This is a genomic window from Allohahella marinimesophila (assembly GCF_039538005.1).
Lineage (GTDB): Bacteria > Pseudomonadota > Gammaproteobacteria > Pseudomonadales > Oleiphilaceae > Allohahella > Allohahella marinimesophila.
Window position 1 is genome coordinate 144,877 of the sequence record NZ_BAABBO010000012.1, and the last position, 22,637, is coordinate 167,513.

A 22,637-nucleotide genomic window follows, 5' to 3' on the forward strand; every position below is an offset into this window, starting at 1 on the left:
ACCGCCAGTGCCGCGGCAGCTTGTACCAATCATTTTTATTACGGATACCATGAGCTGCATCGTAGAAAAGTTTTCACATTTCATAGCCCTGACCCCTGAGGAAGTTGACACGCTCAAGCACCTTGAAAAGGAGGAGTGCGCGTATAAAAAACGTGAGGTGATCTTCTCCCAGGACAGGCAGGTGGAGAACCTCTACGTGATCAAGGAAGGGCTGGCTATCTCCTATTGCGAGCACAGTGACGGGGGCCGCATTGTCCTAAACTTTCATTTCCCCGGCGATCTTGTGAATGCCATGACGCTGGGGCTGGGTGAATCCCCGTATAGTCTGATGGCAGTCACGGACAGTGTGCTATGCCCATTTCCGAAGGCGGGATTCAGTGAGCTATTTTCACAATCGGCCAGGCTCACTTCACTGATTTATGCTTTTGGCATGCTTGATAATACCGTTTTGATTGATCGACTTCGGGCGATTGGCCGAATGTCAGCTGAAAATCGGCTGGCGCTTCTGATCCTGCAGATTCACGCCCGCCTCAATCTTTTTTCAGATCACGAGACGCTTGAATTCGATGCGCCGATCTCTCAGGAAATCATGGCAGATGCCGTGGGCCTCACACCGGTCTACGTCAATCGAATTCTTAGCAACTTTCGTGAGCAAGGGCTCCTCTCCTTTCGCTCGCGTCGCGTTGTCATCCACGACAAAGCTGCACTGCTGGCAATGAGCGAATTCAAGGATCGTTATTACAATCTTGATATTTCATGGCTACCTAGGGAAGGTGTGGCAGCGGAAGACAATATCGACAGAAAACAAAGTCATTAAACCACTTTATAACTTTCTTTAAAATCTCGGCGTAATATCAGGAAAGTCATCACGTTTTCTCGACCTCTACTCGACAGCTTTACGGAGCGGTTATGGGTGCCATCAAGAAAAAGAATAATAGGAATGACTTATATTCGGCTCTGGAAGTGGTGAATCGCCGTTCGACGACTGAACAGAGCTCATATGCTGTCGCGACGGACATGGGAGGTCCAATTCAGCGAATTCGAATGGCGACAACTGCCGCAGTGGAACAACTAGAGTCGAGCAAAGCGCCAGCAGACATCCTGGCCAGTCTGCAGAAGCTTGATGATGAGTGCGAGATCTGCCGGGCAATCCTCTTCAGAGCGTTTACAGAACTCTAAATGCCTCGGCAGCGAAGCAAAAGTTATCCGCGATTCTGATGATCCGTCTTCTCAGGCACATCGACCTGCTGCCTGAGCAGTGAGACTATAGAGCTGAATTTCTTGCACTCGTTCAGAATTCTGTTGAGATTCTCGAAAACTTCCTGATCTGACTGGGAATTCTCGATCTTGAGCTTTGCCACTTCAGTATTCATCGATATCGCGTTGACAATATTCCGCAGTTCATGCAACTGATTGGCATCGCTGCGGCACTGGTCTACCAGGGATTTGTCGAGCGAATCGTCACGGCTCATTCCTTTACTCTCTCGTATTGATTCAGTCGGTTATACAGGGTCTTCAGACTCACGCCCAACATCTCTGCAGCCTTGCGCTTGTCGCCACCCAATTCTTCCACCGTCATCAGAATGAGCTGCCGCTCAGTATCCTCGATCGTAGTACCAACCCGGAGCCCTGTCGGTGCAATTTCCTCGCTGGAAAAGGGTGAAGCCAGCTGATCCGGAAACTCGATCTCATTGGATTCCGGATCGGACATGATATAGGCCCGGTGAATAGTATGACGAAGCTCCCGAACGTTACCGGGCCAGTCATAGCCCTGAAGCTTAGCCATATCGCGTTCTGGTAATTCAAGCGTCGTGCCGCCCCGCTCATTCAATTCTTTCAGGAAGTGCCGGGCCAACAAGGGGATATCACCTCTGCGATCACGGAGAGGCGGGATCGTAATCGGGAACACGGCGAGACGGTAATAGATATCTTCTCGCAGACAGTTCTTTTCAGCAATTTCCTGTGGAGAACGATTGGTCGCAGAAATCACCCGGCATTGTACCGGCAGCTCTTTCGTACCACCAACACGCAGAACCATCCCGGTCTCAAGCGTTCGCAAGAGGGTTGGCTGCAAATCCAGAGGCATTTCCGTCACTTCGTCGAGAAACAGCGTACCTTGGTCTGCGCGTTCGAAAAGGCCACCCTTGCGCGCAATGGCACCGGTGAAAGACCCTTTTTCATGGCCGAACAATTCGCTGCCAATCAACTCTCTCGAGAAAGCGCCGCAGTTTGCTGCGACAAAAGCGCCTGTGGGCGTAGCGCAGTTGTGAATCGCGCGGGCCACCAACTCCTTGCCGACCCCGCTTTCGCCTAGCAGCATCACGTTCGCACCACTATCAGCGACACGAGCTATGGTCTTGTAGAGCTTCTTCATGACCTCTGATTCGCCAACGAGGCAGTCGAAGTGAAGACCGTCGTCGACCTGACCCTTGTCACCGGCCTTGGCGAGCAGGCTCTTGATCTGATCCAGAGAAATGGGTTTTGTCAGATAGGATATATGCGGTCCGCATAGCGTGCGAACCTGTGCCTTGACCACTGGATGACCAGTAATAATAGCCAGATGAGTGGCACGTTGACCCTTGGACATCTCGTCCAATAGTTCGAGACCACTGCCGTCAGGGAGCATAAGGTCCAGCAATCCCAGGTCGAATTGTTCGACAGCCAAGGCTTGCTTTGCTTCGGCAACACTATGAGCGAGCGTTGCGTGGTGACCCAGCATCTCAATCATCTCACTGAAGGCCTCGGAAAAGGCATGATCATCATCAACAAGCAATATATTCAACAAAACGAAGCTTCCACGTATTAGACTGGCACAGAGTGTACCCGTCTTTACGCTAAAGCTCCATTAAACAGATAAAGGACACTCCTCTGGAGCGCCCCTATACTGCTCGATCCACGGAGATCAGTGGGTCTCTTCAAGCTGCTGACGGGCCTGTCGCAATTGTTGCGCACTGGCATCCATCAACTGACCTTTCAGACGGTCGCGCTGAGCGCCCATGATCCTGTCTTCGCGACGGGTGGACGGCAGAAGCAGTCCCAGCGCAGCACCGATGCCGATACCAATGGCGACCAATGCCAGCGGGTTCTGGTCGATGGTGTCAGAAATTCGTGAACGAACCTGACTCGCCTGCTGTTTTGCCTTCCTGGCGCCAGTCCGATACTGCTCGTGCACGGCCTGACCAGCCCTGTTCGCTGAGTCCCTGGCATCCTGGGCTACGTGGCCGGCCTTGTTCTTGAAGTCCTCAGCCTTACTCTTCATATCGTTTGAACCGGAATTTGAATTACTCATCAGATCACCTGCCTTGTTCTTGAGATCTCCAGCTTTCTCCTTGAGATCATCAGCGACATCACTTGCCTTTGATCGAAGACTGGAATCGGTATTGGAGCCGGACTGAGTGTTGCTCGACCCGCTCGTATCGAGCTGAACGTTCTGATCGCCACGGTCAGGCAAGCGATCAGTGCGTTGCGAGGGATCTTCACCTGTCCAACCGTTAATGTCCGCGGCGCGTCCATCGTGTCGCTCGCCCTTGTCACCACCATGATGTCCCGCAGTCGCGGCCGAGGGAGTTGCCAACGGAGAACCGGTCGACCCTGTTTCCCAGCGGGGCTGGGTTCCGGGCGTAGCGCTATTTACATCGAGATTTGACAGCTGCTCACGATCCGCCGAAACGGTCTTCTCATCAATACCACGAGCATTTTTCCGAAGTTTTTCCGAGTTTGGCGTTTGTGACGCCGACTTTGACTGTAAATGCTTGTCCTGAATAGTCATTAATAAACTCCTTTCAGTCAATTGAACTGGAGGACTACCTGATATCGTAGCCCTTTCATTGTCTTTTAGTGTCTTGGGCGCTGTGCAGTGCCGCTACCGTGTTGGCTGGAGCTCTGCGCGAAGCGGGCGAAAAGAAATGCCGCAGCCGCAGCGCAACCGATAACCACACCTGGATATCGCCTTGTAGCATCTTCCAGCTGGCGAATGACGTCGCCTGGCTCGGCGTTCTTGATCCGATCGCCTACGCCTGAGAGTTGACGCGCGGCATCGCTCATGTAACCCGCAACGACCTCATTTTCCTCTGCCAACTCATCAGCGGCACGATCGAGGGCCGATGAGAACCCCTGGACGCGTCCTGCAGCTTCATTTTTCTTCTGGGCCGCCATATCAGCGATGGCATGCTTGCCCTCTTCCAGGATTCGATTGCCTTCCTGTTTGATGTCGGCACCGCCAGCAGACTGTCTGGCCGAATGCTGATGGTCAGCCGCATTCGCGCCGTTCGCCTGACCGGCGCCTGAACCAGCGTTCGGCGAGTCAGCACTATTCGAACGTGATTTGTTATCGGTGTTTTGAGTCGTTGTTGTCATGGCAAATCTCCAGTCTTCTAATATTGAGCTCAGCAATAGTTGAGCAATTGCGACTTTCGCTGGACGGCTAGTCCGCCAGGATCATGAATCCGACGCCTTCCCGGATTCCAGGTAAAGAAGCGTGTCGTCCGCCAGGAGTCTCGCCTTGTTACCAAGTCCAGAAAGAGCGTTATCAATTGAACCAATCAACTCGACATACTGTTCACGTTGTGAAGCTTCGGCCTGTTCACCGAACATCTGCGCCTGCAGCTCACTCGCGGCTTTCACGCTGATCTGATCGAAACCCTGGCTATGGCTTACGCCAAGGATCATGAGCGCTGCGCCGAGGGTGAGAAACGAATGTTTGAGCACCGGTGCGCCGGAAAACCTTTTGAAGCTGTGCGAAATCATTGTGAAGAGCCTGTTGGTTCATTTCATGGTGAGGCGATAACAGGTTGTGCTCCTGCTCAACCGCTGCCTCACCGTGTTCATTGAGAGCTAGCTTTGCCAGCTATGAGCCAACATCGATTAACTGCTTATGAATCATAGGCTTGTAAAATTCAGGATTTATTTGCGGGCAAAGGGAGCCTCAATGAGCCCTGCAATTGCTGTTGCAATTACACAGGCTCTGGAAAAGTTGCCAAAATTTACAATGTTGGAACAGGCTGGGCAGTGCTATTGAGGATCAGGCAAGCTCTGAGCGAGGCTACGCTGAAGTTTACGTTCTGCATCCGAGGCCTGTGGGCGGGCGCCATCCGTCTGCCAGGCCGCGAGGTATTTTCCAACCAGCTGACTCAGGGCCTCGACATGTGCTGGCTCGGCATTCAGGCAAGGGATGAAGCCGTAAGCCTTACCACCGGCCTCAATAAAGTAATGGCGGTTCTCTTCTCCAATTTCCTCGATTGTTTCGAGACAATCAGCTGCAAACCCTGGGCAAAATACCTGTACCGATGCCACGCCTTCCGCAGCGAGTGATTTCAGCGTCATATCGGTATAAGGCTTGAGCCAGGGCTCCCGCCCGAAACGGGACTGGAAAGTGGTGAGATATTCGCCTTCGGCGAGGCCAAGCTTTTGGGCGATGAGCCGTGAAGTCTTGTGGCAATGGCAGTGGTAAGGATCGCCAGCAGACAGATAGCGCGCTGGAATACCGTGATAGGAGAGCAGCAACTTGTCACTGCGACCATGCTCTGCCCAGTAAGCCTGGATTTGGCTGGCGCAGGCAGCAATGAACGGATCGAAGTCGTGATAACAGTTGATGAACTGCAGCGCGGGCAACCAGCGACGACGGGTGAAATCAGCAGCAATAGCATCGAAGGTGGAGCCACTGGTCGCCGCGCAATATTGCGGATACAGCGGCAGCACGATCAGTTGCTCGACCCCCGCTTCCTGCATGCGAGTCAACTTGCTGGTAATCGACGGATTGCCATATCGCATGGCGAAATCCACCACGAGGTCTTCGCCAAAATCGGCCTGCAGCTGCCGCTCAAGTGCCTTGCACTGATCTTCGGTATGGAAGAGCAACGGCGAGCCACGATCAGTCCAGACCGTTTTATAAGCCTTGGCCGACCGGGCAGGTCGGATATTCAAAATCACCAGGTTGAGAATGCACCACCACAGGAGTCGAGGTACTTCCACTACTCTGGGATCGCTCAGAAACTCTTTCAGATACCGCCGAAGCGCTTTTTTTTCAGGCTGATCAGGTGTTCCAAGGTTAGTGATGAGTACGCCGGTGCGACGACGCTGTCCATGCTCAAAGCTGGTCTGCGCCTTGTACTGCGGGGTATCGACCGGGTGCTCGCGCCTGCTCAATTTTTGAATTCCGGCGTCTGCTTGGTCATTCGCGACTTCATGGCCTGCTGAATGTCGTCGCTCAGGATCATGGCGGAATTCCAGGTGGCGATGTAGTTCAGCCCTTCCTCGACACTATGGTCACGTGAAAACAGAATCATTTCCTTGGTGCCACGAATGGCCAATGGTGCCTTGCTCGCGATCTCTGTAGCTAATTCCCCAACCAGCATGTCCAACGCAGGCTTATCCTTGGCAATTGAATTGACCAGACCCATCGTCCTGGCTTCCTCGGCGCCAAACTCGCGGCCGGTATAGGCCAGCTCGCGCATGATACCGTCCGGAATGATTTTCGGTAACCGCTGCAGGGTGCCGACATCAGCGGTCATGCCAATATCGATCTCGCGTATTGAAAACTTTGCATCGCAGCTGGCGTACCGCATATCGCAGCAGGTAATCATGTCGATCGCGCCACCAATAACGGCGCCATGAACGGCGGCTATGACCGGGACCCGGCAACGTTCTATCGCAGTGAAGCTATCCTGCATCGCCAGGATCTGCCGACGCAGTCGTTCACGGAAACGGCCTTCGCAATCGCGCTTGGCGGTAAATATGGCTGAAAACTCAGCGAGATCGATCCCGCCGCAGAAATGTTTGCCTTCACCGGCCAGGATGACGACCCTGATATCAGCGACCTGGTCGATCGCTTCAAAGACCTGCCCTATTTCCGCCCAGAGCTGCATATTGAGCGCGTTGGCCTTATCGGGCCGGGAGAGTGTCACTGTCGCGACATGCTGGCTGACTTCGAGCGTCAGGTGCTCGTACTGAGACGCCTCGAGCGACTCGAGGGTGAGTTCTTTCAACAGTTGCATACATGTTTCCAAATACAGATAAGCAGAATCAGGACGATTCCGTCTTGAGATATTGGTCCAGCAATGGCTTGAAGGCCGCCTGCACACCCAAGCCCTTCATGATCCAGTAGTGACCAGCGATCATCCTGTCGATGAAGAGCGTTTCCACTGGCGGTTTGAACGACGCCAAGTGCTTGAATACAGTATTGGATTTGGCGGCAACTTTCAAATGGACATCGCCAGATTTGAAATCGTAAGTCTCGTCACTGAAGGGCTGGATGATGATATCGCGCCAGAGCGCGTAGTAGGCCTCGTCGACAGCCGGCATTTCCTCCACCCGGACCCCGAGGTCGATCATGAAGCGATCCAGCGCCGCATAGTCTTCTGCCAGCGCCGCATTCACCGATTTGCGATAGGCCTCCACGATCTCGGGCTTGAGTTTTTTCACGCAGCCAAAATCATAGATGATGAGGGTGCCGTCCGGTCGGAAGGCAAAATTACCCGCGTGAGGATCACCATGTATGGCCTTGAACCTGAAGAGCTGGTCGGCCATGGTGCGAAACAGCAACTCGCCAATCTCGTTGATAATGGTCTGGTAGTAGCGCTCGGTCGTGACTTCGCTGACATGATCGCCCGCGACGTATTCCATTGTCAGCACCCGGCGGGAACTCAGTCCTGGCAACACAGCGGGTATGAGCACTTTCGGCTCATCCTTGTGAAAGCCACGAAACAGGTCGACGTTACGCGCTTCATTCTCGTAGTCGAGTTCCTCGACCAGGCGCGCACGAATCTCCGCAAATAATTGATCGACCGACTCTTTTGGCATCTTCAGCAGGCCACCCAACTTGAGGGCCAGCCTCAGTTGCTTGAGGTCGGAGTCGACCGAACCGCCTACGCCTGGATATTGAACCTTGACGATGACGTCCTGGCCTTCACGGGTAGTGGCGCGATGCACCTGGCCGATGGAGGCCGCGGCATAGGGCTCTTCATCAAACGTGGCAAAGAGGCTCTTGTGGCTGGCACCGAGTTCTTCCTCGATCTGTTTGGCAATGACGTCGAAGTCCATTGGCGGCGCTTCCTTCTGCAAGCGCTGCAAGGCTTTCGAGAATTCTTTCGGGAGGAAATCCTGCGTCTGTGAGGCCACCTGCCCCACTTTCATGACTGCGCCTTTCAACTCACCGAGCGTGTCGACGATACGAGCGGCCATCTTGTCGTAGCTTTCGGCTTTCTGCTCATCGTGGGTCTGTTCATCGGTAAACTGGCGGCGAATCTTCTGACCAGCATAATTGCCGGCGACCGAAGCGGTCATGCCTGCCAGTTTGAAAAAACGTCGAGTACGGCTGACAGGCGTCACCCTGGATTTGCGGGGCTTGCTGTCCTTGTCGTTGGTCAAGAGTACACCTGGCTATCTTTGGATGGCTATGGCTGGATGAGCTACCTACTGTATACCATCAGCCAGAGGATATGGATTGCCGTACCGTTCATATGGCGCAGGTCTACTATGGTGCGTAGTGCGTGGAGCGGTTTCGGCCGCCCTGCTTGGACTTGTACAACGCCTGGTCGGCATGCTCTACCCACTGCATCGGTTCGCTGACGGTGTCGTTGACGGGTGCAATGCCAAGCGATACAGTCCAGCGAATGGCGATGCCTTCATGGTGCACCGTGAGACCTTCGATCTTCTTCCGCAGGCGCTCGGCAAAGATCATGGCATTTTCAGCAGAGGTATCTACCAGAATGACTGTGAACTCCTCACCACCATATCGTCCCGAAATATCGGTTTCGCGCATGGTCTCCATCAGTACTGCGGCAGTCTTCTTGATGACTTCGTCGCCCGCCGGGTGGCCGTAGGTATCGTTTACCTTCTTGAAATGATCGATGTCGAACATGACCAGCGTGCTTTGCTGCCCGGTTCGCTTGTGACGCGAATATTCGGCTTTGAGCGACTCCTGCCAGGCCCCCCGATTGTTCAGTCCTGTCAGCGCATCGGTTCTGCTGAGATATCCGAGCTTCTCGTTCGCGGCCTGAAGCTGTTTCGAGTTGGTGGCAATGTCAGTGACGTCGTAGATGATCAGGCAGATATGGTCGACCTGACCGGAGGCAGATATCAGCGGTGATATCGTGATGTTCTGGAACATGTAGGGCTCGGTTCCAGTGATCGGCCGGTAATTTCTGAAACGGAATAGATAAGGCCGCTGCGTCCAGGTGGTGAAGGTCCGGTTCTGCAACAGAAACACCGACTGGGTCTTGCTGAAAAACCAGTCTTTGGGAATCTCTGGAAACAGATCGAAGATGACCTGGTCCCTGACCGTATGCGGCTTCTTGCCGCTGTGGTTTTCCATGAAGCTGTTCCAGGCCTGCACCCGATAGGTTTTGTCCAGAACTACCAGACCAACATCTATGGTCTGCAGCATATCCATCAGCCAGTGAAATTCACCGGCATCCAGGCTTTCCGGTGCGGTCATCGTCGGTATCCTTTACTGGCGCCCTGGGTGCCCATGGGCGACTTATTCAATGAGGTACGCGACTTTGTCGCGCATGACTGGCAGAGAATCTTCGGTGAACATCAGCAGCAGGTCACACTGAATATTGTGATTCTCCACCTTGTAGGCAATTTCGATGGCCAGCATGCGCTCCCAGTTCCACTGGTTGTTCTCCATCAACTGTGACACATCGACATGCTGACCGAGCACCTGTGGATGCCCCTGGCTAAAGGAGATATCCATCTGCTCGGCGATGCCCTTGGTACAGGCACCGATCAGAATGGAAGCGGTGTCCATCAGTAATTCGAGCTCGCCGAGGGTGTTGAGTTCACCCTCATATTTCATGAGGCGGGCCAGGTCCGAGAAGCTGGCGTCGTGAAACAGGAGCAGGGCCTCGCCAGCGATGCCTGAGCCGATGAAGCCCTGGCACACTGCGGAATAGCTGTCCTTGTCCTGAGTCGCCTGCAGCGCCATTCGAAGCTCGCTCTGTTCCAGGAGGTTCACCTGTGGCACTGGCAGGAGGATAAAGACATCGAGCAACCTGGCCAGCAAGTCAGCTGCCTGCCCCATCGCAACGTTGGCGATTTCCTGATAGGCATCGAGCTCGCTGGTCTTGCCACTCTTTTCGAGCATTTTTGGCGTGAGTGCGGGCGCGGCGGCGGGACGTTCTGCTTCAGGCCCCAGAATGCCAAGACGCTGCAGAATCTCGGCCAGCTCGTCCGTGCCAATGGGCTTGCGAATGAAGTCGGCGGCACCAAGCTGCATGACCCGCTTGCGGGCATCCGGCTGAATATCACCAGACACCACCACGACGATGCTTGGCAGATCTTCTTTGGAGATCACGGCCAGGGTCTCGTAGCCATCCATGACCGGCATATTGAGATCGAGGAAGAGAATGTCGCCCTTGCCCTGCTTGATGAGCTCTATCGCTTCACCACCATGCTTGGCAAAAGATATCTCGATATCCCAGTCGCGGGGGAGCGACTTCGCCATTTGCTTGCGCGCGACGCTCGAGTCGTCACAGATCAGAACAGGTGTGGTCATTGATTCACTGGTCGCTATGGCTTATACAGGGGCCTTGTTTTTACACTCAGTAAAGTGCATGGATCAGAATATTGCAATGAGCCCCGCGCCCGATTCGAGCGACAGGGGCTGGCAGGAACGCTTTGGCGGCACTAGTCGTCTGTATGGCCCTGAGGCGCTCTCGCGTTTCATCGGCGCCCGAGTAGCCGTCGTCGGTCTTGGGGGTGTCGGGTCTTGGGCCGCCGAGTCACTGGTGCGAACGGGCATCGGACGAGTCGACCTGTTCGATCTGGACGATATCTGCGTGTCCAACACCAACCGACAATTGCACGCCACTACTGCCACGATTGGGCAGATGAAATGCGAGGCGCTGGCAGTCCGATTCCGGGCGATCAATCCCCTGGCCATCATTCAGGCGCATGCCACCTTTGTGACGCGAAGCAATCTCGAGGCGACGATTGGCAGGGAGTATGATTTCGTTGTTGACGCAATCGACTCGGTGAAGCACAAGGTGGCCTTGCTGGCCTACTGCGCGCGAAACAAGATTCCGGTGGCTACGGCAGGGGCCGCTGGGGGTCTGGTGGATCCATTTCAGCTGCAGCGAAGTGACCTGAGCGTCACTTATCACGACGCCTTGTTAGCGAAAGTGCGCCGGCTATTGCGGCAGGAGTATGGCTTTCCGGTGAACCCGAAGCGACGCTTTGGGATTCCAGCTGTATTTTCAGCCGAGCAGGCAAAACTGCCAATGCAGGCTGATGCCTGTGCTGTTGAGGATGATAAGGAAACGGAACTGGGAAAGAGTGCGCAGCAGTCCATGAGGCTGGACTGCGCGACAGGTTACGGTGCAAGCATGGCCGTTACCGCCAGCTTCGGGCTTGCACTGAGTGCAATCGCCCTGGCGAAGCTGGCAGCGAAGCCTGCGCGCTAGACCGCCCCTTCAGGCGGCCCGGCTCAGGCCGTCAGGGTTCAGGCTGAAGCCTGAGCTTTGGCCTTGCGACGGTAGGCGTGCAGCAATGGCTCGGTGTAGCCGTTTGGCTGCTCAGTGCCCTTGAACACGAGATCGCAGGCGGCTTCGAAGGCCACGCTTGAGTCGAAGTCAGCAGACATAGCCTTGTAGCCAGGATCCGATGCGTTCTGCTCATCAACGATCTTGGCCATGCGCTTCATGGCTTCCATGACTTCTTCCTTCGTGTACAGACCGTGACGCAGCCAGTTGGCAATGTGCTGACTGGAAATACGTAGCGTTGCACGGTCTTCCATGAGGCCCACGTCATTGATGTCTGGCACCTTGGAGCAACCAACGCCGCTTTCGACCCAGCGAACCACGTAGCCGAGCAGGCCCTGACAGTTGTTGTCCAGCTCCTGCTTCTTGTCTTCCGCAGTCAGCGACTGCGGATCCTTCAGAACCGGCACGGTCAGGATGTCATCCAGCTTGGCGTGCTCACGTGACTTGAGCTCCTGCTGCAGTGACATGACGTCGATCTGATGGTAGTGCATCGCGTGCAGCGTGGCTGCAGTCGGTGAAGGTACCCAGGCACAGTTGGCGCCAGACTTTGGATGGCCAATCTTGGTCTCCATCATCTGAGCCATCTGATCAGGAATAGGCCACATGCCCTTACCGATCTGTGCCTTACCGTCGAGACCTGTCTCAAGCCCCACATCAACGTTCCAGTTTTCGTAGGCGGCAATCCAGGCCTGTTGCTTCATCGGCCCCTTACGGACGACCGGTGCCAGCTCCATGCTGGTGTGGATTTCATCGCCGGTTCTGTCGAGGAAGCCAGTGTTGATGAACACGACGCGGTCTTTCGCCTGACGGATACATTCCTTCAGGTTGACGGTGGTGCGACGCTCTTCATCCATGATGCCGACCTTGATGGTGTTCTGCGGCAGACCCAGGCCCTGCTCGATCTGATCAAACAGCTTCATGGTGAGTGCCACTTCTTCCGGGCCGTGCATCTTCGGCTTGACGATATAGACGCTGCCATGACGACTGTTACTGATCGTGCTGCTGCCATTGAGGTCGTGGATGGCGATCAGGGTGGTGACGAAGCCATCCATGATGCCTTCCTGAATCTCGTTGCCATCCTTGTCGATGATGGCATCGTTGGACATCAGGTGACCGACGTTCCGCACGAACATCAGGCTTCGGCCGGGCAGTTTGAAGGCGCTGCCGTCGGCTCCCGTGTATTCACGGTCTTCATTGAGCTTGCGTGTGACGGTAGAGCCGCCTTTGGCAAAGCTTTCAACCAGATCACCCTTCATCAGGCCGAGCCAATTCGCGTAGACCACAACCTTATCTTCGGCATCTACGGCTGCGACGGAGTCTTCACAATCCTGAATGGTGGTCAGCGCAGCTTCCATCAACACGTCCTTGATGTGCGCCTTATCGGTCTCGCCTACAGGATGTGAAGCATCGAACTGAATTTCGAAACGCAGACCGTTGTTCTGCAGCAGCACCGCTTCAGGCTGGTTTGCAGCACCTTGATAGCCCGCAAATTTTTCAGCGTTTTTCAGTGTAGTGTCTTCGCCAGACTCCAGCTTGACCTTCAGCTGGCCATCGACCACCGCGTAGGCAACAGCCTTGCTGTGCGAGCCCTTGGCCAGCGGAGCGGCCTGATCGAGGAATTTCTTGGCGTAGGCCACGACCTTGTCACCACGGACCGGATTGTAACCCGGGCCCTTGCTGGCGCCGCCTTCTTCAGAAATGACGTCTGTGCCGTAGAGCGCGTCGTACAGGCTGCCCCAGCGCGCGTTCGCCGCGTTGAGCGCAAAGCGCGCGTTCATAACCGGAACGACCAGCTGTGGACCTGCCATGGTGGCAATTTCGGGGTCGACATTTTCAGTCGTGATGTTGAAATCGCCGCCTTCCGGAACGATGTAGCCGATGTCCTTCAGGAACTTCTTGTAGGCGCCGAGATCCTTGATCTCACCGTTCTGCTTGCGATTGTATTCGTCCAGTTGCGCCTGGATCTCATCGCGCTTGGCGAGCAGCTGTCTGTTTTCGGGACCGAGCTCATTGACGGCCTTTTCGAGGGCCGTCCAGAACGTTTCCGGTTCGACATCCGTGCCTGGAATCGCTTGCTCGTTGATGAACTTGTAAAGTACTTCTGCGACCTGTAGACCGCCAACCTGAACTCGTTGCGTCATGCTTGTTTCCCATCCTGACGAAAATTATGTCTGAGTGCCGTGCTAATGAATTTCAGGCGGCAGAGTTTACTGGATTACTGGCGGTATTACGACCATGCAGGACAGCAAGACCATAGCCATTGGAACACCAGGCGAAGGTCAGCAGGGGCCGGGAGGTGACTGCCGTAGCGTCGGCCCCTGTGGACGCCGTATCTGGCGAATGGGCCGCAGACACGAAAACGCCTGGCATGGACACAGGTTCGCCGTCATAGCAGATCAGAGGCAGCGCATCGCGCTCCCATGGCAGCAGGCGGCGCTCTGACAGCAGTTTTTTCAGGGTTGTGGACTTGTGGCGACCCGCCACCTTGATTCGGATGGCACCCGCTCTTGGCTCGCAGCTGACGATCTGGCCAGGCTCGGGAGCGATGACGGTACTGTGCATTGGCCAAACGCAATCGCCTTCAGGAGAGCTCCCGGCGAAAATGCCGAGTGAACCGGCCGTCTGTCTGTCAGGACCCGCTATATGGATGAAGAGCGCGCGCTGATACAGCGAAAGCAGCACCGGCTGGGGCAGACGCGTTTCACCACACCTTGCCCCCGGCAAATCGTGCGGCTTTGAACTGGACTGCGATGCAGGGGATTCTGCCAGTTCGACATTCGCCTGATGGCCGCTGTCATGGGAGGATCGCTCCACCGCCCCCAGTAGTTCTGCCCAGCCACCTTCAGACAGCGACAGTGACTGTTGTTTCAGCCAGTATCTCAGTAGATTGCGTTGCCGCGGAACGGGCCACTGATACAGTTCGGACAGCGGTAGCCTGGCGAGATAGTCGGACCCGAGGACTTCGCAAGCGCCTTTCTCCACCTGTACCAGATCAAGTTCGGCGAGCGTCTCGCAAAGTTCGGCCGCCTCTGACAGATATTGTGCGCTCTGGTTCATTCGAGCCAGCGCGCTTGGCCAGCGTGACAGCAGCGGCGGCAGCAGGACATGACGCAAATAGTTGCGGTCATGGACCGTGTCGGTATTACTGGGATCATTTACAGGATGAGGCGGCATGCCACTACCAACCAGCGTGATTTCGAGCAGTTCGAGATCGCGCCGCTGTAGGCCGGCAGCCAGGAAGGGTCTGAAGAGACCACCCTGCCCCAGTACCCTACACTGCGGTATTCCGCTCAGGCCATCCAGGCCGTGGCCTAGCGCCAGCCGGTATAGCACCGTCTCGGCCTGGTCATCAAGGTGATGCCCCTGCAGCAGTACGCCCTGAGCAGGGAGATGCGCCTCAAAAACGCCATAACGCGCTAATCGAGCGGCAGCTTCGGAACTGCCTCGAGCGTGCACCTTGACTGGCACGATATCTAAGGGCACACCCAAGAGGTCGCATGCGCTCATGCACCGCTGCGCCCATTCTGATGAGGCAGCCTGAAGACCATGATCGACATGAATTGCACGAAGTGACGGGCGCTCTCGCTCAGGCAGGTCTTGCCACCAGCGCACACTCAGACAAAGCAGAAGATGTGAATCCAGCCCACCACTATAGGCAATGGAAAAGGATGAGGCCGAATCTGCAGTCAGGGCATCGAGTCGCTCGAAAACCCTGAGAATAAGCGCTTGCTCAGAAGTATTTGTCATAGGCGACGAGGCGCTCGTACCGCTCGTTCACCAGCTGATCGGTAGGCTTGTCGACTAGGCTGTCGAGGGCTTTGACCAAAGACTTTTTCAGGCGTCGCGCGATTGAGCGTGGGTCGCGGTGCGCCCCGCCGAGTGGCTCATGCACCACTTCGTCGATAAGATCGAGCGCCTTCAGCTTGGCCGCAGTGATGCTCATGGCATCAGCGGCATCCGGCGCATAGTCGGCACTCTTCCAGAGAATGGAGGCGCAACCTTCAGGCGAAATGACAGCGTAGGTGGCGTATTGCAGCATCAGCAACTTGTCGCAGACGCCGATGGCCAGCGCGCCACCAGAGCCACCCTCCCCCACCACCGTGGCGATGATGGGAGTTTCGAGCCGGGACATCACGGCAAGATTGTAGGCGATGGCCTCGCTCTGTCCCCTCTCCTCTGCCCCGATGCCCGGATACGCGCCAGGTGTATCGATAAAAGTCAGAATTGGCAGTCCGAAGCGTTCAGCCATTTCCATCAATCGAAGTGCCTTGCGATAGCCTTCCGGCTTCGGCATGCCGAAGTTACGCTTCACTTTTTCCTTGATCTCGCGACCCTTCTGATGGCCGATGACCATGACTGGACGACCATTAAGTCGCGCGGTGCCACCTACGATGGCGGCATCGTCAGCAAAGGAGCGATCGCCATGGAGCTCGTCGAAGTCTGTAAAGATGCTGTTGATATAGTCGAGGGTATACGGCCTGCGAGGGTGTCGAGACAGTCTCGATATATCCCAGGGGGTAAGGTCGGAGAAAATGCTTTCCGTCAAATTCGAACTTTTGGAACGCAGTCGTTCGATCTCTTCGCTGATATTGACATCAGTTTCTGAACCGATGAGGCGGAGTTCCTCTATCTTTTCCTCCAGCTCCGCAATGGGCTGCTCGAAGTCGAGATAGTTCAGATTCATTGCTCTGTCGGCACTGGCCATATCGGCTAAAAATCCTTCAACTTATATAAAGTGGTCAACGTCAGTTATAGACGATGGCGACGTTCTGATCGCCCAGAAGATAACGCAATCCGTGCAGCAAGTCATCCGAGAGACTGACCCGCCAGCTGTCGTCCATGGCCAGCTCCGCCTCGGCGAAGTCATGCTGGTAGCGTATGCTGACCGGGCATCCGACCCGCTCATTGCTACCATTGCCATTGGCTGGCTTGAACTGCTGCAGCAGGCTGCTGAGCTCGCCAATAAGGGAGTCATCAACACGCTCACTGCCAATCGCCAGCGTCATCTTGCTCGCCAGGGCATTCCGGGCATCAGTGATGTTGACTGCTGAATGGCCGCGCACTCGCAGGCCGCCAGAGAAGGTGTCTTCCTCGACCTCACCCTCGATGACCAGAATCTGATCCATCGCCAGCACATCGCGGACGACCTCGAGCGCCTCACCGAAGAAGGCCACCTCTATTCGTGCGGTTCGATCATCCAGCGTGACGAAGCCCATGAGGTGGCCACGCTTGGTTTTCATCGTGCGCATGGCCACGACCAGGCCGGCGATCTTTCGAGTATCCTTGGCTGGCTGCAGTTCGGAGATCGGCAGGCGGGCGAAACGACGGGCTTCAGACTCATACTCATCGAAGGGATGTCCGCTGAGATACAGGCCGAGCGTGTCCTTTTCATAGGCCAGGCGCTGTTTGTCACTCCATTCACGGATGCGTGCGGCAGAGGCAAAGGGATCCGCAGCCACAGCGACCACGTCGTCGCCGAACATGTCCATCATGCCAGCGCTTTCGTTACGGTTGTGCTGGTCAGCCTGCTTGACGGCGTCTTCGAGCACCGCCAGCATCTTGGCCCGGCCAGGTCCCAGGGCGTCGAGTGCTCCGGATTTGATGAGTGCTTCGAGCGCCCGCTTGTTCACCTTGCGTAGATCCACACGGCGGCAAAAATCGAAAAGATCCTCGAAGGCTCCGTTCTGTCGTGCTTCAGTAATGCTCTGTACGGGGCCCTCACCCAGCCCCTTCACGGCGCCAAGTCCATATACCACATCGCCGTCGTCGTTCACGGTGAAGGTGAAGCTACTGACGTTGACATCCGGCAGGCGCACAACCAGCTTCATGCGTCGACATTCTTCAATGAGTGTGACCACCTTATCGGTATTTTGCATTTCAGCTGTCAGCACCGCGGCCATAAAAGGCGCCGGGTAATTTGTCTTCAGCCAGGCAGTCTGATAGGACACCAGTGCATAAGCGGCAGAGTGCGACTTGTTGAAACCGTAACCAGCGAACTTCTCAACAAGATCGAAGATCTTCTCAGCCAGATCGCGAGATATGCCGTTATTTTCACTACCGTCGACGAAGAAGGCCTTCTGCTTGTCCATCTCCTCCTGTTTCTTCTTGCCCATCGCACGGCGCAGCAGGTCGGCGCCACCTAGACTGTAGCCAGCCATGACCTGGGCAATCTGCATGACCTGTTCCTGATACAGGATGATGCCGTAGGTCGGTTCCAGTACAGGCTTCAGGGACTCATGCTGGAAGTCAGTGTGCGGATAGGCCAGCGGCGCCCGGCCGTGCTTCCGGTTGATGAAGTCGTCGACCATGCCACTCTGCAGCGGCCCCGGCCGGAACAGAGCCACGAGGGCGATGATGTCTTCGAAGCGGTCAGGCAGAAGCCGACGAATCAACTCCTTCATGCCGCGGCTTTCCAACTGGAAGACTGCCGTGGTTTCGGCACGTTTCAGTGTGTCGAACACCGCCTTGTCTTCAAGATCGATGCGGGCAATGTCGAGCGGTGGCTCGTTGGTCTTCTCGCGCTGGGCGTTGATGATCTTGATGGCCCAGTCGACGATGGTCAGGGTCCGCAGACCCAGGAAGTCGAATTTCACGAGACCGGCCGATTCCACGTCGTCCTTGTCGTACTGGGTGACCAGACCGCCACCGTGCTCGTCGCAGTACAGCGGCGAGAAGTCGGTGAGCTCGGTGGGGGCGATGACGACACCACCAGCGTGCTTACCCACGTTTCGGGTCACACCTTCGAGCTTGACCGCCATCTCCCAGACTTCAGCGGCTTCTTCGTCGTTGGCGATATATTCACGCAGCGCCTCTTCCTGCTCCAACGCCTTGGACAGCGTCATGCCGACTTCGAAGGGGATCATCTTCGACAGGCGGTCACCAAGCGAATAGGGCTTGCCCTGCACTCGCGCGACGTCACGTACGACGGCCTTGGCCGCCATCGTACCGAAGGTGATGATCTGTGATACAGCCGTCCGGCCGTAGGTCTCGGCCACATAGTTGATGACGTCGTCGCGACCATCCATGCAGAAGTCGACGTCGAAGTCGGGCATCGACACCCGCTCGGGATTCAGGAAGCGCTCGAACAGCAGGTCGTAGGCCAGTGGATCCAGGTCGGTGATGCCCAGCACGTAGGCGACGAGCGAACCCGCACCGGAACCCCGCCCAGGCCCCACCGGAATCTTGTTCTCCCGCGCCCAGCGGATGAAGTCCATGACGATGAGGAAGTAGCCCGGGAATCCCATTTGCGTGATGATGTCGAGTTCGAAGGTGAGCCGGTCGCGGTAGGTCTGGAACCTTGCCTGCCGCTCGGCTTCGTCCGGGTAAAGGAATTCAAGCCTGGCCTGAAGGCCGTCTTCACTGACCTTCACGAAGAACTGGTCAAGCGTCATGCCTTCCGGTATCGGATAGTTCGGCAGGAAGTACTTGCCCAGCGGAATGGTCAGGCTGCAGCGCTTGGCAATCTCGACCGTGTTCTCGATGGCTTCAGGCAAGTCGGCAAAGAGCTCAACCATCTCATCCGCGCTCTTGAAATACTGCGCGTCACTGAATTCGCGGCTGCGTCGGGAGTCGTCCAGCGTGCGGCTCTGGCCAATGCAGACCCGTGCCTCATGCGCCTCGAAGTCCGTCGCGCTGAGAAAGTGAACATCATTGGTAGCCACGACCGGACAGCCGGTTGCCTGAGCGAGCATGACGCTTTCATAGACGCACTGGTCGTCCCCCGCCCGGCCGGTGCGTTGAACTTCAAGATAGAACCGATCGGCGAAAATCGAACGCCAGCTGTCCAGACGCTCCCGCGCCAAACCCTGCTTGCCGGCGAGCAGTGCCTGCCCTACGTCACCATACTGGGCGCAGGACAACGCGATGAGGCCTTCGGCGTGATCACGGATCCAGTGCCGATTGACGACGGGATCACCCTGCCGCTGCTCGTCGGTATAGGCCCTGGAAATGAGCTGGGTCAGGTGTCGATAGCCTTTCGGATTGCAGACCAGCAAACAGATGGTGGAAATCTGACCAGGCGTATCAGGATCGACCACGCGCAGATCGCAGCCGATGATGGGCTTTACACCAGCGCCCTCACAGGCCTTGTAGAATTTGATGGCACCGCAGAGATTGGTCTGGTCGGTGAGTGCCAGCGCTGGCATGTTCTGCTTCGCAGCGGCGCCGACGAGTGCCTTGACCTTTGCCAGACCGTTGGCCAGGGAGAAATCTGAATGCACGCGCAGATGTATGAATTGTGTCATGCTATGAGAATTGGACCATGATTTGCGGGCTGTGGGGATCGAAGCCTCGGTGTTGCAGCTCACCCATTCTCGGTGCTTGAAGGCGATTTCGCAACCGCCTTTCGAGCAGATTTCGGTGTTTGTCCGGTGGCACCAGCTGCCATTCCGGTCGTATCATTTCAAACCAGTTTCAAGCCTTGCAAGGATCCCATGACTTCTGCCGTACCTGGAAAAGCCCCGAGAATGTTGCTCGCCATGCAGCTCAGCTACCTGCTTCTACTCATTGCCGTCTTCGCCGACAAGTGGTTCGCAGTCAATGCCGTGAACACTCAGCTCATCGACGAACAGGCCGCAGCTGACACCATCAGCCCGTGGGTCATCAGCTTTCTGACCATCCTCCCCTTACTGCTCTTCGCCTGGCCGGTTATCGCGGTGAAGCGCAAGTTGCTCGTCGGCTTCTGCTTCGTACTGTGCATCTATTTCGCCACAGCCATTGTCGACTGGCTGACCTATAACCAGCTCATCGCCAGTGCCGTAGCCCTGCTGTGTGCAGCCCACTTCACGGCGATAGGCCTCTATCTGAAAATGAGCAGACCAGCGCCGCCGGTGGACTCGGCAGAGGAATCTGCAGCGCTCTGATATTGCTGAAATAAGCCAGGGGGCATTCAGCCCCCAGCTGTTGTCGCTGCCTGGTCGAGATGCTCCGTCAACAGCTGCGCCCCCTGCCTTTCCAGACTTTCCCACAGGTATGTCAGTTGCGAGTGCGAATTATTGCGAAGGCGATATAGCCTGACTTCGAGCGGTATCCGACTCTGCAGTTGATCGATCAAGGCCAACTGCCCGTGCTGCAAGGCTGAGTGCGCCAACCTGCCTGGTAACCAGCCCACACCGAAGCCGCCCTTCACCAGCGCCTTGACGCCGATACAATGCTTTTCTGAACAGACCACTTCCAGGCTCACACCCAGGTCGATCGATTCCATCGTTGCCTGCACCACCGGGCCGAGCAAGGCGTCGCTATCGTAGGTAATGCATGGCAAGCTGCGCCTCACCGCCGTACCCGGCACAAAGGTATGCACCGCCTCACCAGCGCCATTCGCTGCACTGCATAGCAACAGTTGCTCATGATTGACGGTAATATGCTGAAGCAGCTGTGACTGCTCAGGACTGAACAGCGCCATTTCCGGATGCCAGTAGGTCAGCATCAGATCTGTCGTTCCACTCAGTAGCGCATCAGCAAATTCGCGCGCCCCCCATTTCGAGGAATTGAGATCGTAGTCGATGGTCAGGTCAAGCCGGTCGGACAGCGGCTTCAGCCAGCTCTGGTACAGGTTGATATAGAGTGACTGCGTGGTCGCGAAATTGAGGCGTTCGGTGTCGTCGGCCTGAATACGCTGACACTGCTCGCGGGTATCTGCCAACAAGGCGGTGATGCGTTCAGCCGAGTGCAGAAACACCTCGCCGGCAGGCGTCAGTGAGAGCGGCAGCGTGTTCCGGTTGATCAGCAAGGCACCCATTTCCTCCTCCAGCAGCTTTATTCTGCGGCTGAAGGTCGGTTGAGTGACGTTTTGCTGATCAGCTGCCCGTGAAAAGTGCCTGGTATGCGCCAGAGCGATGAAGTCGTTGAGCCAGCGCAATTCCACTGGATATGACTCAGCTGGTCAGAATTGCGGTCAGTCTTTGCGCGTGCTCTGCGGCCTCGATGCCGAGATCCGTCAGATAGCCACCGTCGTTCTGGGTAACCAGGCCTTTCTGGTACAGCCGCTCGGCAGCGGCTACAGCCTCGGGTGCGGCCGAATGCTTATGCACCTTCAGACCTTCCTGCGTAGACGACAGACTGAACAGCACCAGCAGGTTGGTTTCAGCGACAAGATCGTGTGTAAGCGCCATATCCGTTTCCTTGTTATTTTGGACGATGGTGTAGTTTTATACGATCTCGCGCCAGTCTACAAAGGGACTTTGTAAAGCGGCATCGATTTGTTCACGTTCGCACGGGTTCTGCAGCCGCCGGGCTGAGGACAGCGGGCCGTGGTTTTACCAGCTTCAATACGCCCACACTGACCAGAACCACCACAATACCTGCCCACAGCAAGGGCGTCAGCGCCTCGTCCGGGAACACCGCAAGCGCCACAACGACTGTCACTACCGGCCCAAACATCGCCACCACGCCCGCTTCGACAGAGTTCGAGCGCTTGATGCCTTCGAAAAGAATGAAGAACGGCACCACTGTGGAGAAAATCACCAGCAGGGTCATCCAGCCAAAGGCTGCCGGCGTCAGCGCCAACTGCGAAAGCTCGAGCGTGGGCAGCAGAAAAATGGCCAGCGCCACCAGGGTGAAACTGTTCGTCACCTGGTTGAAGCGCACTGAGCCGATCGCGTTCATGATAGGCTGGCTCATGCGCCAGAAGATGGCGTACGACAGCGCTGCGCCCAGGCCATAGGCGAGACCGACAGCGCCCAGCTCCCCGCCATGCCAGTCTGGCAGTACAATCATACCGATTCCGGCCCAGGCACCAGCAAAGATCAACAGCTGACGCGTGGTCGGCATCTGCCGCAGCTCCAGCGCTTCGATCAGGATCAGAATCGCCGGGAACAGGTACAGCACCATACGAGAGATGCTGGCGCCGAGCGCTTCGATGGCGTGAAAGTCACACCAGGCACTGATAAAAAACAGAAAACCGGTGATCCCGCACAGATACCACTCCTTCGCCGTCAGCGGAGGCTTGTCACGACCACGCATCATCAGCACGCCGCCGAACCAGAACAGCGGTACCGCCAGAATAAATCGCCACACCAGCAGTGCGTTGACGACGACGCCCTCCTGATACACGAGTCGGGCAAAAATGCCCTTGAAGGCCATGGCGAAGGTCGCCACTGCGACCAATATCAAGCCTGAGTGAAGGATCTGCTTCCGTGTCACGTCTATCTCCCGAGTGGA

General features: G+C 56.2%; 20 protein-coding genes. 3 read left to right on the top strand and 17 right to left on the bottom strand.

What is annotated here, in order from left to right; all coding sequences use genetic code 11:
* The first annotated feature begins 7 nt into the window (after positions 1-7).
* Positions 8-817: a Crp/Fnr family transcriptional regulator gene (locus ABD735_RS14525; RefSeq protein ID WP_344807670.1), complete on the top strand. Its 810-nt coding sequence runs from the start codon at positions 8-10 to the stop codon at positions 815-817.
* Positions 818-1,202: 385 nt separating this feature from the next.
* Here the strand turns inward: ABD735_RS14525 and ABD735_RS14530 are convergent, their stop codons facing one another.
* The 10 genes from ABD735_RS14530 to ABD735_RS14575 all read right to left on the bottom strand — a co-directional run bounded on the left by ABD735_RS14530 (position 1,203) and on the right by ABD735_RS14575 (position 10,495).
* Complete coding sequence (locus tag ABD735_RS14530) at positions 1,203-1,472, bottom strand: hypothetical protein (protein ID WP_344807672.1); 270 nt, start codon at positions 1,470-1,472, stop codon at positions 1,203-1,205.
* Entirely contained in the window at positions 1,469-2,785 is a 1,317-nt protein-coding gene (locus ABD735_RS14535; protein ID WP_344807674.1) for a sigma-54-dependent transcriptional regulator, read from the bottom strand. The genes ABD735_RS14530 and ABD735_RS14535 overlap by 4 nt, the downstream gene beginning before the upstream one ends.
* Before the next feature lie 117 nt (positions 2,786-2,902).
* Positions 2,903-3,769: an ElaB/YgaM/YqjD family protein gene (locus ABD735_RS14540; protein WP_344807676.1), complete on the bottom strand. Its 867-nt coding sequence runs from the start codon at positions 3,767-3,769 to the stop codon at positions 2,903-2,905.
* 65 nt (positions 3,770-3,834) lie between these two features.
* Positions 3,835-4,356, bottom strand: coding sequence for a hypothetical protein (locus ABD735_RS14545; protein WP_344807678.1), 522 nt, complete (start codon positions 4,354-4,356; stop codon positions 3,835-3,837).
* Positions 4,357-4,437: 81 nt separating this feature from the next.
* Positions 4,438-4,746: a hypothetical protein gene (locus ABD735_RS14550; RefSeq protein ID WP_344807680.1), complete on the bottom strand. Its 309-nt coding sequence runs from the start codon at positions 4,744-4,746 to the stop codon at positions 4,438-4,440.
* Positions 4,747-5,010: 264 nt separating this feature from the next.
* Complete coding sequence (gene hemH, locus ABD735_RS14555) at positions 5,011-6,144, bottom strand: ferrochelatase (RefSeq protein WP_344807682.1); 1,134 nt, start codon at positions 6,142-6,144, stop codon at positions 5,011-5,013.
* Positions 6,141-6,992 (bottom strand): crotonase/enoyl-CoA hydratase family protein, encoded by an 852-nt coding sequence (locus tag ABD735_RS14560; protein WP_344807684.1) that lies wholly within the window; start codon positions 6,990-6,992, stop codon positions 6,141-6,143. The genes hemH and ABD735_RS14560 overlap by 4 nt, the downstream gene beginning before the upstream one ends.
* A gap of 28 nt (positions 6,993-7,020) precedes the next feature.
* Entirely contained in the window at positions 7,021-8,364 is a 1,344-nt protein-coding gene (locus ABD735_RS14565) for an ABC1 kinase family protein (RefSeq protein ID WP_344807686.1), read from the bottom strand.
* Positions 8,365-8,470: 106 nt separating this feature from the next.
* A complete protein-coding gene (locus ABD735_RS14570) occupies positions 8,471-9,433 on the bottom strand; it encodes a GGDEF domain-containing protein (RefSeq protein ID WP_344807687.1) in 963 nt (320 codons plus the stop codon).
* 42 nt (positions 9,434-9,475) lie between these two features.
* Positions 9,476-10,495 carry a response regulator gene (locus ABD735_RS14575; RefSeq protein ID WP_344807688.1) on the bottom strand — a complete coding sequence of 340 codons (1,020 nt, stop codon included), beginning with the start codon at positions 10,493-10,495 and terminating at the stop codon, positions 9,476-9,478.
* A 58-nt stretch (positions 10,496-10,553) separates the two neighbouring features.
* Here ABD735_RS14575 and ABD735_RS14580 point away from each other — a divergent pair, with 58 nt between their 5' ends.
* Positions 10,554-11,402 (top strand): tRNA threonylcarbamoyladenosine dehydratase, encoded by an 849-nt coding sequence (locus tag ABD735_RS14580; RefSeq protein WP_344807690.1) that lies wholly within the window; start codon positions 10,554-10,556, stop codon positions 11,400-11,402.
* Positions 11,403-11,440: 38 nt separating this feature from the next.
* On the opposite strand, the gene ABD735_RS14585 is transcribed toward ABD735_RS14580, so the two are convergent.
* The 4 genes from ABD735_RS14585 to dnaE all read right to left on the bottom strand — a co-directional run bounded on the left by ABD735_RS14585 (position 11,441) and on the right by dnaE (position 19,723).
* Positions 11,441-13,621, bottom strand: a complete 2,181-nt coding sequence (locus ABD735_RS14585) for a malate synthase G (RefSeq protein WP_344807692.1) — start codon at positions 13,619-13,621, stop codon at positions 11,441-11,443.
* Between the two features lie 52 nt (positions 13,622-13,673).
* Positions 13,674-15,227 carry a tRNA lysidine(34) synthetase TilS gene (gene tilS, locus ABD735_RS14590; protein ID WP_344807694.1) on the bottom strand — a complete coding sequence of 518 codons (1,554 nt, stop codon included), beginning with the start codon at positions 15,225-15,227 and terminating at the stop codon, positions 13,674-13,676.
* Positions 15,211-16,164: an acetyl-CoA carboxylase carboxyltransferase subunit alpha gene (locus ABD735_RS14595; protein WP_344807871.1), complete on the bottom strand. Its 954-nt coding sequence runs from the start codon at positions 16,162-16,164 to the stop codon at positions 15,211-15,213. Before ABD735_RS14595 ends, tilS begins: the two co-directional genes overlap by 17 nt.
* Positions 16,165-16,225: 61 nt before the next feature.
* Positions 16,226-19,723: a DNA polymerase III subunit alpha gene (gene dnaE, locus ABD735_RS14600; RefSeq protein WP_344807696.1), complete on the bottom strand. Its 3,498-nt coding sequence runs from the start codon at positions 19,721-19,723 to the stop codon at positions 16,226-16,228.
* A gap of 189 nt (positions 19,724-19,912) precedes the next feature.
* Between dnaE and ABD735_RS14605 the strand changes: the two genes are divergently transcribed.
* Positions 19,913-20,341, top strand: coding sequence for a DUF2069 domain-containing protein (locus tag ABD735_RS14605; RefSeq protein ID WP_344807698.1), 429 nt, complete (start codon positions 19,913-19,915; stop codon positions 20,339-20,341).
* 26 nt (positions 20,342-20,367) lie between these two features.
* On the opposite strand, the gene ABD735_RS14610 is transcribed toward ABD735_RS14605, so the two are convergent.
* The 3 genes from ABD735_RS14610 to ABD735_RS14620 all read right to left on the bottom strand — a co-directional run bounded on the left by ABD735_RS14610 (position 20,368) and on the right by ABD735_RS14620 (position 22,619).
* Entirely contained in the window at positions 20,368-21,342 is a 975-nt protein-coding gene (locus ABD735_RS14610) for a LysR family transcriptional regulator (RefSeq protein ID WP_344807700.1), read from the bottom strand.
* 10 nt (positions 21,343-21,352) lie between these two features.
* Positions 21,353-21,589 (bottom strand): TIGR02647 family protein, encoded by a 237-nt coding sequence (locus ABD735_RS14615; protein WP_344807702.1) that lies wholly within the window; start codon positions 21,587-21,589, stop codon positions 21,353-21,355.
* Between the two features lie 91 nt (positions 21,590-21,680).
* A complete protein-coding gene (locus ABD735_RS14620) occupies positions 21,681-22,619 on the bottom strand; it encodes a DMT family transporter (RefSeq protein WP_344807704.1) in 939 nt (312 codons plus the stop codon).
* Positions 22,620-22,637: the final 18 nt, after the last annotated feature.